Source organism: Providencia sp. Marseille-Q8014 (assembly GCF_965112055.1).
Genome location: NZ_CBCOPT010000001.1, coordinates 3,545,463 through 3,563,802 on the forward strand (window position 1 = coordinate 3,545,463; position 18,340 = coordinate 3,563,802).

The following is an 18,340-nucleotide window of genomic DNA, read 5'->3' on the forward strand; positions in this document are numbered from 1 at the left end:
TTATTGTGCTCACGTTGCGGCCTTCAGCAATTTGAAAATACCTCGCATGTTCCGCTGCATACTAGAGACTATTTTGTAAAACCGCGCGATATCTACCATGATAGGAAAAATGAAGCCACACATGACTCTATCAAGGTAAAAGGGCTGTCGTTAAACCTTTCGGCATCAACTACCTTCAAAAGGGGTTAAGCCATCTATGCTTATCCGCAAATCGTTTTCTATTGGTATGCGATAACTTGATCCTGCTGACAATAAGCCCTCTCAAGAAGCCACTTGAAGATCATCACGATCATATCGTTTCCCATCACACTCTCATCGTTCGCTCACTGACTTATCACATTTCGATCTCGCTTTGAGCATATCGCATATAGATTGCAGCGAAAAATCAAATCAACCACAGCACAGATAGTAGATAAATCAGCGTATATTGTTAGCGTTAGCCGATAAATTCTTTTATCCCCCGCATAATCGACAGACCTCAAACCCTGGTGCTATACATTTAGATGTCATAAAAACTGCCACTCATATGCTCAGGTGATGATTTAATGATGATTCGAATTAATTAATCGCCCCTAAAAAGATCACCTTATTCACTTTGAATAATGGTGAGATTAAAAATATATATGACATCTATTAATTTGGATATTAACTTATTAAAATAATTTAAATTACAATTAATTCTAAATCATAAAGCATGATACCGCTCACAATTACCTTGTTATAAAAAATAAAAACTTGTTTTGTAAAAATATTATTTATAGATTCATAAAAATAATTTATTCCTATTATGACCGAGAAATACCCCCATAATGATTCAACTTAAAATAATTAGGAATAAAACTATATATGGAACTCATTGACCTTCGAAGTGATACATTGACAAAATTAAAGCCTGAAGATTTACTGGATATAAATTATGATTACATCGGTGATGATTGTTATAATGAAGACCGTTATGTCAAAATGCTGGAATTTAAAATTGCCGACCTTTTTGGTAAAGAAAGCGCGCTATTTATGCCTTCCGGAACCATGAGTAATCAAGTTGCTTTGCGAGTACTATCAAAACCAGGGGAAGAGCTGATAACTGAAGTGGGTTATCATGTTTGTTTTTTTGAGTCCTCACAAACTGCGGCATTAAATGGCCTAGTGATTAATAATGTGCACACTAAAAGTGGCATATTAACAACGTCTGACGTATTAAATGCGTTCAATAATAAAGCTCGTTGGTCAAATTTATACGCTACACCTAAAATTATATCAATAGAAAGTAGTATTAGCACTTATGGAGGAATGATTTTTCCGCTTGATGAAATATCCCAATTAAGAATGTTATGTGATGAAAGAAAAATGTCTCTTTTTTTAGATGGTGCGCGCGTATTAAATGCATGTGTATCGCTCGGTATTTCACCTAAAAAATATACTGAACACATTGATATGCTAAATCTTTGCCTATCTAAAGGCGTTGGTTCGCCGTTTGGTTCTATGCTTATTGGAAGACAAGATGAGATTGATAAAGCCAAAAAAATAAGAAAATGGTATGGTGGAGCACTACACCAATCAGGGCTGATGGCTGCCATCGCATTAAACAAATTAAAAAATTACTCTTCCCGTCTAGAACGGGATCATATAAATGCTAAAAGTCTAGAATTAATATGCACTAAATATTTTCAACTCGCTTATCCAGTTGAAACAAATATTGTCATGATAAAAAGTCATAATGCGGATGCTCTAGTCAACAAGTTGAAAGAATACGGTGTATTAGCGGCGGCATGGACTGCAAATACTGTTCGTTTTGTCACTAGCTCTAATATTAATCATGAAATGATTAATCAAATAAAATCCATCTTTGAAACGATAGATAAGCATAAAGGTTTTCTATGATAAATAAAATAATTACGTCGCGTTTTCTTTCTGGCCTATCTTTTTATAGTTTTTTACCTTTCTATTCAATTTACCTTATAAATTACAAAGGTATTAGTGAAGAAAACGTGGCTGTTATTTTATTTATATTTCTATTTATTAGTCGAGCATGTTCATTATTCACGCACTATATTATTGATGCTGTCGGTTATAAACTAACATTAATATTTAGTTATCTTGTCGCGGCCATATCCCTTCTATCTATCTATGCGATGACTGACGTCATAGCCATTATGTTTATTTCCGCCATCATTGGCGCCGGTTTTTCTATTGCGAATGTTTGCACGAGTCTTTTTATTGCTGAAAATAATAATCACGCCGAACGTGTTAAAAATTTTTCGATTCTAAATGTTGCCGTCAATATTTCATCTGCGATTGGCGGAGTGATAGGTGAATGGTTTTATCATGGCTTTTATTCGGGGATTATTATCCTGCCAGCTGTCGTCATGCTGTCATCGTCGCTCTATTCTTGCACATTAAACAATGTGAAACACAGTCATAGTAATCAGCAAAATAACGATAAAGTGGTGGCAACCTTTTCTGAGTGGGTGCTATTTGTTTGCTATAGCTCAATCTCTTTTTTTATGATTGGTTTAATACTCAGGAATCTCGCCTTTCACTTTGAAGCGAATCATAACGAGACTATTCGCTATGTCTCCGTTTCTTCACTATTTGCATTAAACGCGATACTCATCATATTGTTACAAGTGAAATCAACCTCTTTACTGTCAAAGCAGAGTACTAAAAGACAGATTATTACTTATAAGTTAAGCCTAGTATTCGTGTCTATCTTACTATTGCTATTTGATTTCCAGTCAGCTTTAAGCCTGTATTTATTAATCATACTATTTACGCTAAGTGAGTTAATTTGGAGCCCCTACAACAACAGCCTATCTATAGAAAAATGCCCTTTTAAAAATAAAAAATTATCACTCTCTCTATGCATCTTTTTCTGGGGATTAGCCGAGTCTGGTGGTGCCTATATGGGAATTATGGCAGATCGCTATCAGTTGCACGTCCTTATTCCATTTAGCTCATGCCTAACGCTGATTTCTTTATTCTCTATCGAAGGTTTACTCACTAAAAGGAAAAGTCATGAAAGCGATTATATTTCTAGAGTGTAATCTCTCAGGAACTGGCGTAAGGGCGATTCAGATAGCAAAAAATGCAGGTTACCAGACAATATTATTGACCAAACAGCGCTCGTTCTATGAGCATATTGCAGACAATCCATTAAATGTTGTCGATCATGTCGCTGAGGTAAATACAGATAGCCTTACAGCGGTCATTAATCATGCCATGAATTATCCAACTTATGGTATTGTCGCGTTCGATGACTATCGATTAATTACTGCCGCAGCGGCTTCCCATGCATTAGGTTTACCTTCACCGCCAATTAAACCTTTAGTGTTATGCCGATATAAGCAAAAGACTCGTGAACGATTGAGCCAATACCATCAAGGTTTTCAATATCATGTTATCAATATTAAGGACACTATCGATACCTCAAATCTATCATTTCCATTGGTCGTAAAACCTTGCGACGATAGTGGTAGCAGTAAAGTCACGATTTGTCATACGCCTATAGAACTGACCAACGCAATCCAAGAGATCTGTCACTTTAGGGTTAATCAACGTGGCTACGAATTATCTTCAGATTATCTTATTGAAGAATTTATTCATGGTGATGAATATAGTGCCGAGGCCTACTGGGATACCTCCTCAAATCAATGGGAAATACTGGGAATAACCAAAAAATATACAACGACAGGGCAATATTCCGTCGAGGTAGGTCATGACTTCCCTTGTGAATTACCCTCCTACCCTGAGATTAAAACCACCTTAATTAGTTGGCTTAAACACATTGGGTTATCTCATACCGTCGTACACGTCGAGTTTAAATTACAGAATGATTCCATCACACTGATTGAAATCAATCCACGGGTTGCAGGAGGAATGATCGATAAACTGTGTCAAATCGCGACAGGGTTCGACCTTGTTCATTGCTATTTATCCCAGTTCGTAAAAGATATGGAATATACCCCTCAGTTAACGCCAGAAAAATGTTATGCTTCGATTCGATTTTTAACAGCGGATAAAGCCGGAATAATTAACAGTATTAAACCCACATTTCTATCATCCCAGCCATTATTATCTAATTTTGTTCCTACGCCTTTAAAAGTTGGTTCGCTGAAAGATAGTTATAGTCGTTTAGGTTACGTTATTACACATGCAACAACCCAAGAAAAAGCCATTGCCGATGCCGAAACTTATATAAAACAGATCAAAATAACTTACGCATAACCTGGTGACTTTGTTCCAAGAAAGCTAAGTCATGGTCATAATACGCAGCCTTCTTGGAATAAAAGAATGATGACTATAAGGGTATCGAGAGATTCGCCGCTGACTGTATAGTCTCTTTTGTTAAGTGAAATTTTTTCACCGATTGCTGTAGGTCTTCTGTCTGTTGTTCCAGTAAACTTGCAGCCGTTGCGACTTGCTCAACTAAAGCTGAATTCTGTTGGGTTACACCATCCATTTGATGGATCGCCACACTCACCTGAGAGATACCTTTACTTTGTTCATCAGAAGCGTCAGCTATTTGCTTCATCAGGGTTGTGACTTGATTAATACTTTCCAGAACATTTTCCATTGTTCTTCCCATTTCATTCACTAGCTGTGTGCCTTTTACAACACAAGAAGTTGAGTTATCAATCAAACGTTCAATTTCTTTAGCGGCATCGGCACTGTCGCTCGCTAATTTACGAACTTCATCGGCAACCACCATAAAGCCCCGTCCGTGCACTCCCGCACGAGCCGCTTCGATGGACGCATTGAGTGCCAGTATATTAGTTTGAAAGCTTATGTTATTAATAATACTAATAATATCAGCAATTCTTTTTGAGCTATCATCAATTTCATCCATCGTGAAAACAACCGATTTGATCATGGAATCGCCTTGATTTGCCATTGTTGATGCAACATCTGCTAATTCACTCGCTTGATGGGCATTTTCCATATTAAGTTTTACCGCAGCGGTTATTTGTTCCATGCTCGCTGCCGTTTCTTCCAATGCTGCGGCCTGCTCTTCAGTGCGTGATGAAAGGTCATGATTTTCTTTAGAGATATCAGCAGCACTACGATAAATATTATCACTCCCCGCACGGATTGTTGTTACCGCCTCACGTAAGCTATTTTGCATCTCATCAAGTAAAGGAAACAGTTTACCAACACAATTTCGCCCAAATGGCTTAATAGGCTCACTTAAATTACCCTTTGCTATTTGTGCAAAATATTGGCGAAGTAAATCGAGTGGTTTTTGGAGCATGTTGATAAGATAGCGATCGGTAAAAATAACAATCAATATTCCCAATAATGCTGCTGTAATAATGACGATTAACGTGGTTTGCATTAATTCATCCACCACATCACGCGTATGTTCAATCATTTGTTCTGCCGTTTGGTTAAACAGAGTAATCGCTTCACCAAATGAACGACTCAAAGCAGGAGTGATATCATGGGAATGTTGAGTATATGCAGCCATATCATTTGAGATTGCTAGCGCTAATTGTGGCGTCACCCCCTCATTTAATAACGCTTGCCATGTTTTAATCACTTGATCAGAAATTTGCTTATCCATTGGGCCAGGCGAAATGGATTTCATTTCATTCAGATAGTGTTCCATATTGTCCATCGCTTCTTTCACCGATGAATAATCAGACTTCTCTCCTGATTTTTTGGTTTCCATAACTCGACTCAGCCGAGTGACAACGCGAAAATATTGGTCGTTCCCCTGACTCAACACCGTCATTTGTTTAACTAATTGTCTATCAAGTGTATTTCCATCTGACATTCGAGATAATGACCATACACTATATAAGCTTACACCGACTAATATCATGCCTAGAATACCTAACAATATTAGCATCACAGCACGAATAGAATAATTTCGAAGTTTCTGCATATTATTTCTCTTTTGGTAAGATAAAATGACAATGTTTCACTTTATCGGCACCATCAGAGAAAATTTTAGTTCTTTACAAAAGTACCCACATTATATTTAAGCCTTTCCACATTCCTGTATTTATTTATTAATCAAACGTTTTACATCGATAAGTTATTTTTAATTTATCGCCTCCATCCCATAAAAAAGGCACAGCAAAACTTGCCGTGCCTTTGACAGTGAGTGAAAAGTATAATTAAAAATTAGCGGTATATTGGTAATAAATTAAATTGTGCGAGTAATTGACAAATAATGCCCACAATTCCAAAAGTAATCACTGCATATATTAATCCTTTACCTCCCCATACTTTAAATCTTGAATTTGGGAAACGTTCTCGCGCTTTCAAAGCCATTACCGCAGGACAAATAATGGCCCAAATACAGGCTGCCATTCCGGCATAAGCAATAGCAATTAAGAACCCATTAGGGAATAACATGCAGAGTATCAATGGGGGTAAAAAGCATAATAATGCCGATTTCATACGCCCTGAACTATTATCTTGGAAATTTAAAGAGGCCAATATATAGTCAAATAAACCTATCGCAACACCTAAGAATGAACAGAATACAGCACTAATCGAAAACCATAATAAGAAAGTGGCAATATGTTGGCTGTTAAGTACGGAATACAGCGATTCAATAAAGGCATCAAGATTACCGCCTTTATTGATAATGGTTAAAAACTCCGGTCTTGGCAGATTCCCCATCGTACCCAATACCCATAAAAAATACAGGACCAATGCCAGCAAACACCCAATAATACAGCTCTTGACCACCTTACGTTCATTTTCATGATACAGCTTATATAGGCTACATACATTACCATGATAACCAAATGAAGTGATTGCATAGGGAATAATGATAAAAATAAAGGGAAGTAATGTTAACTGACTTTCTTTAGAGGGAATGGTTAATAATAAATCAGTTTTAACAATTAAAAAGAGCCCTGAGAATGCTAATATAAATAATATAATTTTAATTAATAAAAATATTGATGTTAAACGGCTAGCACCAATACCACTCCACCAAATACTTGTACCTAATATAAAAGTAAAGATAACAAATATTAGCCTTAAATTAACATCAAATCCATATATCGATGCAGCCTCTTTAATGACTGATCCCGCAGCAGAGATATAAGCATAAATTAAAATATATAATACAAATATTAAGGCTGCATTAGCAATATAACAAGCCCATTTAGGTAACAGCTCTTTGGAGATATAAAAATAATTAGTCCCTGAACCATATTTTGATATACATTCAAGAATATAGATTCCCGAATGAAACATAAAAAAACAAACAACTAATAGAATAACAACTGAATTAATAAACCATGCTCCTGCCATAATCGTGGGCAAACTAAACATACCTGCCCCTATCATAGCGCCACCGAGCACAAAGCCCCCTACCAATATGGAGGGTTCTTTCTTCGCTGTAGAATTATTCATGGTATTTACCTTAGAGAAATAAGGGGGGAGACTCCCGCGTTGCACGGGAATCTCCAAATTATTACCTATTATTTGATTGGTTTTAATCTCGCTGTAAAATGCCTTAATACTGGAGGTTCATATTCAAAATCCAGTCCTTTTAATGTTGGAAACTTATCTTTAAGACCAATTAATGCATCCGCAATATAATCCATATGATCATTGGTATAGACGCGCCTTGCTATTGTTAAACGCATAAACTCCATATCCGCATGTTTTTGTTTACCTGTTTCAGGATCTCGACCTAATAAAAATGAGCCAATTTCAACGGCACGAACCCCCGATTCAAGATACAGTGCATTGATAACTGCTTGTGCAGGGAATTGATCCCCTGGGATTTGCGGAACCAATTTTTTACAGTCAACAAATACTGCATGTCCACCTGTAGGATATTGAATCGGGATCCCTCCTTCACGCAGCCGATCCCCTAGGTATTTGACTTGACCGATACGATAATGAAGATATTCTTCGTTAGCACCTTCTTCAAGCCCTTGTACCATGGCAGCCATATCACGGCCCGCTAAGCCACCATAAGTGACAAACCCTTCCATTGGTACGCAACGTTGCCTTGCTAAAGTAAATATATTTTCATCATTCTTAATCGCCACTAAACCACCGATATTTAATAGCGGGTCTTTCTTCGCTGACATTGTTAACGCATCAGCGTATTTGTACATATCAAATATAATTTCTTTTATCGTTGCATTTTTATATTTTGGGTCACGCTCTTTAATAAAATAGGCATTTTCACAGAAACGTGCCGAATCCATCACGACAAAAATATTGTGTTGTTTTGCAATCTCATACACTTCTTTAAGATTTGACATTGCAACCGGTTGACCACCCGCACTATTACAGGTTACGGTTGAAACAATAGCAACTACGTTTTCAGCCCCATACTGAGCTATATTATCTTTCAACTTCTGAATATCAAAATTGCCTTTCCAGTCATCATAGGTTTCAGAGTCATAGGCTTTTTCCGTAACAATATTAATCGCTTTACAACCGTTTAACTCCACATGCGCTGCGGTTGTATCAAAATGGAAGTTCGAAATAAATACAGGCTTTTTGGCTCCTCCTTGTTGCCTTTTAACATTCAACAATACAGGAAATAACATATTTTCAGCGCCACGTCCTTGGTGTGCAGGAATGGCATAATCATAGCCAAACATCTCTTTAACTTTATTTTTTAAATCGTAATAGTTACGCGATCCTGCATATGCTTCATCACCCGTGATCATTGCTGCCCACTGGTGGTCACTCATTGCGTTAGTGCCTGAGTCAGTTAATAAATCGATATAAACAGCGCTACTGGGTAATAAGAACGGGTTGTAACCTGCCTCTTTTAATGCAGCTTCCCGCTCTCCTCGAGATGGAATACGAATATTTTCAACCATTTTAATACGGAACGGTTCTACGATTCTTTTAGCCATGATAATACCTTTAATTTTTCATTAAATAACAAAATAGCGGTTCGTGCCTATTATGAATAAGCTAACGATAATTGAGAGAAAAGAAGAAAGGACTATTTATGAGGAAAAAAGAAAGCTAAAGAAACATCCATATTGAACCATTTCTTCATATAGAAGAAACACCTTGATATTAGCAGTTCATTTAACAAAGACATACTATTCTCCTTTAATTAAGGATTAGTACAACATTTGACATTATATATATAACAACCGAGCTGATATTTTAATCACAAGTGTCATGATATTGTACATACATCACACTCTTTTTCATTTACCCAACAACATTATGAACTATATCACAATCCTATTGAGATTATTGAAACTTACTCAATAAAAATAAAAAAATATTTAACTGTTTGTTTTATAATAAAAATAAAATAAAAACATCAGATTAATAACAGCTTTTTAAATATAAAAATTTAGATGAAAGACTATTTCATATAAAAAATACAACTTAAGTTAAATAAAAATAGCCATTATACTAAGTGAGATTTTTAACTATATTCATTAACTCAAAAACCCTGCTAGATTTTTATTAGTGGCTTAATTTACGGGTAAATTTATATTTAAACAAAACATCTACATTAATAACTTATTCGTTACGTTTGCTGGAATGAGTCGTATTAACGCAACATAAATACTGATAAGAGATAACGAAACAATCGCTTTACATCCCTAAACACTTCGGTCACCTGTAGAGAATTTTGTTGCTCATAGCTTACAATTTATTAGAAGCCATATTTGAGGGATCCCATGAGCCACTTCGTATACGATAACATGCTGTGGCTTATTCCGTCTTAAAAAGACAATCAGTTTATTGGTGGTTTTATTTTCTACATTCATTTGATAAGTCAAAACGGGCTAGATTGCCCGTTTTTATTGGCTATCTGGCCACACTGTATTTCACTAATCCGCCATTGTTTATTTCAATATCATTAGAATAACTATTCGCTAATTTAATAAAAGTATTATCGACATTATTGAAGAGTCTATTGAAATCACTAAGCTCAGCTCGATGAGTTATATTACCGTCTGTTACGTTCATCAGTAAATATCCCCATTGACCTCGCCAATCTTCATTTAACAACACCGTTTGATTACTCACATGTAAACTATGCAAATGGTTGTATCCATTTTCAGTGATCACGGAAAATTCACCATTATCATTAAATTGTAACAATGAAAATAGCTTACGTGATGGCTCTTGTGCAATCGCATAAATATTGCCATTTGGTGATTGTTCAACTTCATTGATCCGTAACGGCAACCATTTATGTCCAACGACCTTTCCTTTATCAGTATCAAGGGTAATCTCAAGTGACCCCATGTCGTTACCATAGCTATACCAGATAATAAGTTCATTGTTTTGGGTTGCAAATGAGAAGTTAGAATTATCCGCAATTTCTTCTGGATAATAAGACTTAACTAAGTCACGTACATTAGCCAAATATTGCCATGTGCTACCTTTATCAAGCGTTTTAAAAATAGCTTCATTACTCACGGATAAATAGGTTTGATCATTTTGTGTATGCAGTATTTTCCCCATAATTAACGTAGAAAATTGTTCTCCATATTTATCCTGCCAAGGCTGCATCTTCGTGATGGAATAATCAGATAAATTTAAAACTCGACGACCATCGTCAAAAAACAGTACACATTCCGTTTTATCACAGGCCGCATTATAAAAACTGTTATCCCCTTTATCTATATAATGTATTCCTGTCTCATCAGCAAAAAGCACCTGATAATTATAGTCATGGTAAGGTAGATTATAGGAAGAGTAATAGGCTGTATTGCGGCTACTTTGCGCAATAATCAACATTCCTGTTTCTGTAGGGTACGATTTTAACCAATCAAAGTCTGCAATTTCCATCGCATTCGCTTGGGGGTTATCCTGCCATGTCCACCCTTGTGCATTACCTCGGAAATGAAAAGCGATGGTTAAAATTACACAGATAATGAATGCTAACGTAATAATAATAAAATTCTTACTGAGAAATGGGTTCATACACGTACCTCAGTAACATAACCTGACTTTCCACGTTTTAAGCGTAAATAACGTAAATAGTATTGAGTTTGAAAATGTATTCGGCCACGTTGCGACACCGAAAAATAAATTGTTATGCATAAAGCGCTCAAAAAGCCAATGCCTAATGAGATAGAGGATGCCATGCCAATAAACTCAATGCCATTATCCATCATATATTGCCAATCCCAACGATCCCAGTATCCCCCTCTTTCCAAGATATCAGCGATATTCATCGACAAAACCATAAGGGTAAAAAATGCGATCATTCCCACCATGAATATCCACAATAAATAATAAAAACTACGTTCTGGTGGCCAGCCCCCTCTACTTATTGAGTAAGCAAGCTGATCTTGCCGATTAAAAATACCAAAAACGATTTCTTCATTCTCAGCCTGACGTAATTTTTTATGGTAGACTTCAATGTCATCGCCTTGAGCCATAAATAAGCTATGGTTATTAAATACAGGTTCATTTACTGGTGTTATTACCGTAAATTGTTTTCTATCAATCTGTATTATTGTTATATTGCAAATTTCCTGAGGGCCTCGATATCTCATAATCGCACTCTGAAATGATTCCACTAAATTAACTTTGCCGCGAGTCAAATTAAGCTCATCCTCCTGTGATATTTTAGGTTCACGGACAGCTTTAACTTTCATTGGTTTTATCTTAGGATTACGTGTACCTAATATATTAATTTGTGGTGTTTTTTCAGGTGTAATTTGATATTGCCCAGCAATAACCTTATCTAACGCTTTTAATATCCATTTTCTACGTGGGCTAATAATATAGCAGATCTCTTTTATAACCAGAGCCCCCATAACCACACCGCTAAATACAGCAAGACATGCCAATGACCCCAACAGAATGAGCCAAAAACTCTCTTCATCATAAGCAAAGCAAAAGTAAGCTAATATTGAGAATGAGGATAATCCAAGCGCCCATAAAAGTGATTTTAGCATTCCTCGATGAAAGCCAACCTCTCTATCAGGCTCCAACCGCCCCTTTGTTTGATGAAACACCCAATTAATCCAATAACTCCCATCATTTAATCTTTCAGCACAGATCACCAGTTCATCACCTTGTTCGAGTTTTTTTAAAAAAACCTCACCGTGTTTAAAATCTGCAAGATTAAAAAAGAAGACGAGGTCAGACGCTATCAATCGAACCATTCCTGTCGGAATAACTTTTTGATAATCACACTGAGATAAAGTGACATTAAAATATTGAACACCCATTTGCTGTGCCTATCTTGTTTATTAGAATTTAACTATCTTAGTCAAAAAAGATTATGCTCCCAATAAGAATTAGGCTTTAATATTAGAATTCAGATAATTACAGGCTAACATCCGTGACACGCCAAAAAATCACAATCAATGATATTTTTCGACATAACCGGCAAGGGTGGCTAGCAAAGAAAGTTTTTACTGTTAAACTTGAACAAACCGTCGATTTGGTGCGGTAAAACGGAAAATGAGCGGACTCTCCCAAAACTCTATGATCGATTAAATAATCACGATGACTTCACAACCAGCATACAAGCAAATTCAATCTTATATTCTGCGTAGTATTGATTTAGGTATTTTTAAGCCTGAAACACAGATACCCACAGAACTAGAACTGTGCGCACAATTTAATGTGAGCCGCATGACAGTGAATAAGGCCATTTCGGAACTGAGCCAAAAAGGCATACTGAATCGCATTGCTGGTAAGGGAACCTTTGTCGCCTCGCAGAAACACGAGCTGCCTGTCACAAAAGCATTTGATATTTTCGATGAAATTTCATTAAGCGGTAATAAATATAGTGGTCATCAATTGCAACTCAAAGTCATTGCCGCTTCGGCTGAAATTGCTTTACAGCTCGGCGTGATGGAAGGCAGTGATATAAGCTATTGTAAGGTATTACATTTTGAAAATGATATTCCACTGATGCTTGAAGAACGCTATGTAAATCATGCCCTCGCACCAGATTTTGTGAAACAACACTTTGGTGATACTGAAACGCCGAGCGGCTACTTACAACGAAATTTTCCTGTCAGTGAGATGGAACATACCATTGAGGCCGCATTAGCGACTAAAGCGATTGCACAATCTTTATCAATTAAAGAAGGCTCACCGTGCTTACAGCTTAGCCGCCGTACGTGGACGGGTTCCACATTAATCAGCTATGTCCATATGATAACTGCCGGCTCGCGTTATAAATTAAAGCTGCATTCACGTATTGATACACCTTAATTTGATCAAAAAAAATGGGGCAAATCTATATGCCCCAAAGCGACTGATAAAACAAGCACAACTAACACCTGTTACTTATTGAACAGGAATACATCACAACAAATTTAAATTACATACCTTGGTAAATTGGCCCTTCTCCCCCTTGTGGAGCTGTCCAACAAATATTTTGTGTTGGGTCTTTAATGTCGCAAGCCTTACAATGTAGGCAGTTCTGCGCATTAATCTGCAACTTAGGCTGGTCTTCAATACTCACAATTTCATACACTCCAGCGGGACAATAACGCGTCTCAGGAGCTGCATATTTAGGTAAATTCATCTTTGCCGGTACATGATTATCTTTTAATTTCAGATGACAAGGCTGGTCTTCCTCATGATTTGTATTCGACAAAAAGACCGACGATGGCTTATCAAAGGTCAGAACACCATCCGGCTTTGGATAATCTATTGGCTGAAAATTATGAGCTTCCTGTAAACATTCATGGTCGGCCTGTTTTAATTTAAGAGTCCAAGGGGTTCGCCCCTTTAGTAAAAGCTGTTCAGCACCAAATAATAAGGAGCCTAAATACAAGCCTTTTTTCATATAAGGTTTGAAATTACGTGTTTGATGTAATTCTCGATACAGCCAGCTACGCTCGAATTTTTGACGATACTCTGTTTTAAACCTTGCATAATCAATCACATCATCATTCATTGATTCAAACAATGCTTCCGCAGCAAGCGCACCACTTTTCACTGCACAATGGCTTCCTTTGATCCGTGCTGCATTTAAAAAACCGGCATCATCCCCTATTAATGCTCCACCTGGAAAACTCAATTCTGGTAATGCAGCCAATCCTCCAGCCACTAACGTGCGCGCACCGTAGCTAATTCGTTTACCACCTTTTAAAAAAGCACTGAGTGATGGATGCGTTTTGAGTCGTTGAAATTCATCAAAAGGTGATAAATAAGGATTTTCATAATTAAGGCCTACAACTAAGCCAATAGCAACGAGGTTTTCACCATAATGGTAAGCAAAGCCACCACCGTAAGTACGGCTATCTAAAGGCCAACCAATTGAGTGAACAACCAAGCCTGCTTGATGTTGTGGTTTAGGAATTTGCCAAATTTCTTTTAATCCTAACCCATAAGTTTGCTTTCCACGTCCACTATCTAAATCAAAACGTTCTATAAGTTGCTTACCTAATTGGCCTCGACAACCTTCGGCAAAAAAGGTCATTTTAGCCAATAAGTTCATACCGGGCTGATACAGTGAAGTGGGGTTGCCTGATTTATCAAGCCCCATATCCCCGGTTGTTATACCAATAACGGTGCCTTCATCATCGTAGAGTATTTCCGTTGCCGCAAAGCCTGCAAATACGTCGACGCCAAGCTGCTCTGCTTGTGAGGCTAATGCCGCACACACTTGCCCAAGGCTACCAATTAAATTCCCACTATTTTTTAAGCTAGCGGGCAATAAAGCCAGTGGTAACCGGCTCGCTTTCTGTTCTTTTAATAACAAAAAGCGGTCTTCTGTTACGGTTGTCAGCTCACTTGGCAGCATCTGCTGCCAATTCGGTAATAATTCATTCAAAGCTCGTGGATCAATAACCGCACCTGATAAGATATGAGCCCCTATTTCAGCACCTTTATCAATTAAACAAACAGATAACTCTTTGTTTTTCTCTGCCGCAAGTTGCTTTAGACGAATTGCAGCGGATAATCCTGCTGGCCCACCACCGACAATCAGGACATCAAACTCCATCGATTCCCGCTCGGGAGCCTCACTTACATTGACACTATTGTCGATAGCCATGATCCCCCCCTTTAAGCCAACGCTTTATCAAATTCAGGTAAGATCTCGAATAGATCACCCACAATGCCATAATCAGCAACTTGGAAAATTGGTGCTTCTGGATCGCGATTTATCGCCACGATCACTTTGCTCTCTTTCATACCTGCTATGTGCTGGATCGCACCTGATATTCCTACCGCAATATAGAGATCGGGCGCAACGATCTTACCGGTTTGCCCAACTTGATAATCATTCGGTACATAACCTGCATCAACGGCAGCTCTCGATGCACCAACCGCGGCCCCAAGCTTATCAGCGATAGTTTCAAGTAGCGCAAAGTTTTCACTCGAATTTAAGCCTCTACCGCCTGATATCACGACCTTAGCTGAGCTCAATTCAGCGCGGCTCATTTGCGTTAATGATTGGCTTTTTAATTGAGATAACGGACTAAAATGATTAACAGTGCATTCTTCAATGGCAGCTGGACTTTGCGTTTCAGTCGTACCAGAAAAAGCGGAACTACGGATTGTTAATACAACTTGCTGACCATTATTTTGTACCGTTGCTAATGCGTTACCTGCATAAATAGGACGCACAAAAGTCTGTGCATTAATCACTTCAGTAATGTCAGAGATTTGTGCAACGCCTAACGTTGCTGCAACACGTGGAGCGATATTTTTACCGTAGGTTGTGGCAGGAAATACTAAATGGCTATAATTTTCAGCAACCGCAATCACGGCATCAGTCACAGTTTCAGCAAGCGGGTGAGCGAGCTCACTGTTATCTATGAGGATCACGTTTTCAACACCCGCGATCGTTGCCGCTTGCTCTGCCACCTGCTTACATTGATGTCCTGCAACAAGCAGATGCAGCTGTCCTTGCCCTGATAACATCTGTTTTGCGGCAGTCACACTATGGTACGTTGAAGATTTAATTGTTTGGTTATCGTGTTCAACCATAACTAATATGGATAATTGGCTCATGATGATTCCCCCGATTAAATGACTTCTTTTGCTTGTAATTCACTGACTAATGCATTGACATCATTAAACAATGTGCACTGGCCTGATCGCTTTTTCGGTTCAGTCACGGTCAATATTTTTACCTGCCCTAATGGGGTAAAATTCATTTCAGAGATGTCTTGTATTTCAAGCGGCTTTTTCTTCGCTTTCATAATATTAGGCAGTGTTGCATAGCGAGGTTCATTCAAACGTAAATCGGTTGTTACGACCGCAGGTAGCGGTAAAGACAGCGTCTCTAAACCACCATCAATTTCACGTGTGACCTGTAATGATGAGCCTTCAACTTCAATGGAAGACGCAAAGGTTGCTTGCGCGCATTTAAGTAATGCCGCTAGCATTTGCCCTGTTTGATTACAATCATTATCAATCGCCTGTTTACCGAGCAGAATTAAATCAGGCTGTTCAGCGATGACCACTTGCTGCAATAAACGAGCAATATCGAGAGGTTCTAGCACTAAATCATGAGGTCTTTGCATTAAAATTGCGCGATCTGCTCCGATTGCCATCGCACTACGCAACGTTTCTTGGGCGCTGTTATCCCCTATTGATACCACAACAATTTCATTCGCTTTACCAGCTTCTTTCAGGCGGACAGCTTCTTCAACTGCAATTTCATCGAAAGGATTAATCGCCATTTTGACATTCGCTAATTCCACACCGGAGCCATCCGCTTTCACACGAACTTTAACGTTGTGATCAATAACTCTTTTAACAGCCACTAAAATTTTCATAAAGACTCCTAATTACTCTCTGCCAGAAGATGTTTTTCAGGCTGAGCGGATCCTTAGCAGTGATTATTTCACTGCTAATATTCCCGCTTATTTTTGTTTTAACGTTATTTGTTACTTATATTTATTTGCTATGGGTTATGCATTTGATGATGGCAGTATCAATCTGTCCGCTACTGACATTGGCCATATTTTAATTGCTGCATAGTAAATAACACTGGTAGCCACTAAGCCAACAATCCATGAGATATCAACGCCCCCCAGTTGCTCAACCAAAGGCCCTGTATAGAAACCGGTTGCAATAAAAGGCAGTTGAATGAGGACGCCAATCACATAGGTAATAATGCCCACTTTATTCCAACGCCCATAACGACCATTAGGATTTGATAATTCAGGGACGTCATAACGTCCTTTCGTTACCCAGTAGTAATCCACAAGATTGATTGCACTCCATGGTGTAAAGAATGCGAGTAAAAACAGTAAGAAGGCTGAAAATAGTTTTAAGAACGAGTGTTGTCCAGCCAGACCGAGAACCGTCGAAAAACTCACCATCAAGATGATGAAAAACAACCTTTGACCACGAGAAATTTGCTGCTTACCACGGAAGCCACAGAAAATAGCCGCCATTGACATAAAACTGCCATACGCATTAAGTGCAGTGATCGTCACCTTACCAAAGAAAATACTGATATAGAGTAATGCTGCGATCAGTCCAGTACTACCAAGACCAACAATATAGGCAACTTCATGACCCGCAAATGCATTACCTGCTAGGGCCGCCGCAAAGACCCCTAAGATCATTGATGCTTGAGTTCCAATAACCGTTCCCGAACCTACCGCTAAAAATGCTTTAATGGTTGGTGTTTTTGTCGGTAGATAACGAGAGTAGTCCGCAACATAAGGACCAAAGGCAATTTGCCATGATGCCGACAAAGACATCGCGAGTAAGAAGTTAGTCCAACTGAAATGGCGATTTTCCAATAAAACCGACACATCATTCATATAGAATAAGCGGAAGAATAGGTAGAAGAAGGCGATCACACCAATCACACTCGCCGCTTTACCTAACATGTGAATGATTCGATAACCACAGATCGTGATTGCGATGATCACGGCACCAAAGATCAAAATTCCTACCCAATCACTGACATTCAGTAATTGCCCAACAGCTTGCCCTGCCAATACGGTACCACTAGCAGAGAAACCGACGTACATCATGCACACTAACAGTATTGGGATCACCGCACCATATACACCAAACTGAACACGACTTGAGATCATTTGTGGCAGTCCGAGTTTTGGCCCTTGCACGGCATGCAATGCCATAACAGCTCCCCCCAACAATTGGCCAATAAATAAACCAATTAATGACCAAAATACATCACCTCCTAACACGACAGCCAATGCCCCTGTCACGATAGCCGTAATTTGTAAGTTGGCACCGAACCAAAGGGTAAATTGGCTCGATAATGTCCCGTGGCGTTCCGACTCAGGAATATAGTCTATTGATCGTGCTTCGATTAAAGGAACATTATCCTGCCGATGTTTTTTGTCTGCGGTTATGTCGTTTGAAACTGTCATGGTAACTCCTCTTTAAGCAAGGCTGGCTTAAAGAATGAACCAATTTGTCATAATGGTTGTTGTAGGGTACAGCCATTAGACGCTAAGTC

Annotated in this window: 13 protein-coding genes; 4 read left to right on the plus strand and 9 right to left on the minus strand. The window is 38.3% G+C overall.

Features of this window, described 5'->3' with window-relative positions:
• The first annotated feature begins 846 nt into the window (after positions 1-846).
• The 3 genes from ACWPW6_RS15785 to ACWPW6_RS15795 are packed head-to-tail and all read left to right on the plus strand — an operon-like array spanning position 847 to position 4,224.
• A complete protein-coding gene (locus ACWPW6_RS15785; protein ID WP_249999325.1) occupies positions 847-1,881 on the plus strand; it encodes a threonine aldolase family protein in 1,035 nt (344 codons plus the stop codon).
• On the plus strand, positions 1,878-3,044 hold the full coding sequence (locus ACWPW6_RS15790) for an MFS transporter (protein ID WP_163863022.1): 1,167 nt from the start codon (positions 1,878-1,880) through the stop codon (positions 3,042-3,044). Before ACWPW6_RS15785 ends, ACWPW6_RS15790 begins: the two co-directional genes overlap by 4 nt.
• Positions 3,016-4,224 (plus strand): ATP-grasp domain-containing protein, encoded by a 1,209-nt coding sequence (locus ACWPW6_RS15795; protein WP_163863024.1) that lies wholly within the window; start codon positions 3,016-3,018, stop codon positions 4,222-4,224. The genes ACWPW6_RS15790 and ACWPW6_RS15795 overlap by 29 nt, the downstream gene beginning before the upstream one ends.
• A gap of 73 nt (positions 4,225-4,297) precedes the next feature.
• Here ACWPW6_RS15795 and ACWPW6_RS15800 read toward each other — a convergent pair whose 3' ends face one another.
• The 5 genes from ACWPW6_RS15800 to ACWPW6_RS15820 form a co-directional block, all read right to left on the minus strand.
• Complete coding sequence (locus ACWPW6_RS15800) at positions 4,298-5,884, minus strand: methyl-accepting chemotaxis protein (protein ID WP_249999327.1); 1,587 nt, start codon at positions 5,882-5,884, stop codon at positions 4,298-4,300.
• A 242-nt stretch (positions 5,885-6,126) separates the two neighbouring features.
• On the minus strand, positions 6,127-7,374 hold the full coding sequence (locus ACWPW6_RS15805) for an aromatic amino acid transporter (RefSeq protein WP_249999329.1): 1,248 nt from the start codon (positions 7,372-7,374) through the stop codon (positions 6,127-6,129).
• A 68-nt stretch (positions 7,375-7,442) separates the two neighbouring features.
• On the minus strand, positions 7,443-8,846 hold the full coding sequence (locus ACWPW6_RS15810; protein WP_249999330.1) for a tryptophanase: 1,404 nt from the start codon (positions 8,844-8,846) through the stop codon (positions 7,443-7,445).
• 922 nt (positions 8,847-9,768) lie between these two features.
• The gene (locus ACWPW6_RS15815) at positions 9,769-10,893 is read right to left on the minus strand and encodes a hypothetical protein (RefSeq protein WP_154623632.1); all 1,125 of its coding nucleotides are present in this window, start codon (positions 10,891-10,893) and stop codon (positions 9,769-9,771) included.
• Entirely contained in the window at positions 10,890-12,152 is a 1,263-nt protein-coding gene (locus ACWPW6_RS15820; RefSeq protein WP_249999332.1) for a hypothetical protein, read from the minus strand. The genes ACWPW6_RS15815 and ACWPW6_RS15820 overlap by 4 nt, the downstream gene beginning before the upstream one ends.
• Before the next feature lie 280 nt (positions 12,153-12,432).
• Here ACWPW6_RS15820 and ACWPW6_RS15825 point away from each other — a divergent pair, with 280 nt between their 5' ends.
• Entirely contained in the window at positions 12,433-13,149 is a 717-nt protein-coding gene (locus tag ACWPW6_RS15825; protein ID WP_154623630.1) for a UTRA domain-containing protein, read from the plus strand.
• 109 nt (positions 13,150-13,258) lie between these two features.
• Here the strand turns inward: ACWPW6_RS15825 and ACWPW6_RS15830 are convergent, their stop codons facing one another.
• From ACWPW6_RS15830 to ACWPW6_RS15845, 4 genes are all read right to left on the minus strand, one after another.
• Positions 13,259-14,941, minus strand: coding sequence for an electron transfer flavoprotein-ubiquinone oxidoreductase (locus ACWPW6_RS15830; RefSeq protein ID WP_249999334.1), 1,683 nt, complete (start codon positions 14,939-14,941; stop codon positions 13,259-13,261).
• Positions 14,942-14,952: 11 nt separating this feature from the next.
• On the minus strand, positions 14,953-15,903 hold the full coding sequence (locus ACWPW6_RS15835) for an electron transfer flavoprotein subunit alpha/FixB family protein (RefSeq protein WP_154623628.1): 951 nt from the start codon (positions 15,901-15,903) through the stop codon (positions 14,953-14,955).
• A 14-nt stretch (positions 15,904-15,917) separates the two neighbouring features.
• Entirely contained in the window at positions 15,918-16,673 is a 756-nt protein-coding gene (locus tag ACWPW6_RS15840) for an electron transfer flavoprotein subunit beta/FixA family protein (protein ID WP_163863030.1), read from the minus strand.
• A 135-nt stretch (positions 16,674-16,808) separates the two neighbouring features.
• Positions 16,809-18,251, minus strand: coding sequence for a purine-cytosine permease family protein (locus ACWPW6_RS15845; protein WP_249999336.1), 1,443 nt, complete (start codon positions 18,249-18,251; stop codon positions 16,809-16,811).
• Positions 18,252-18,340: the final 89 nt, after the last annotated feature.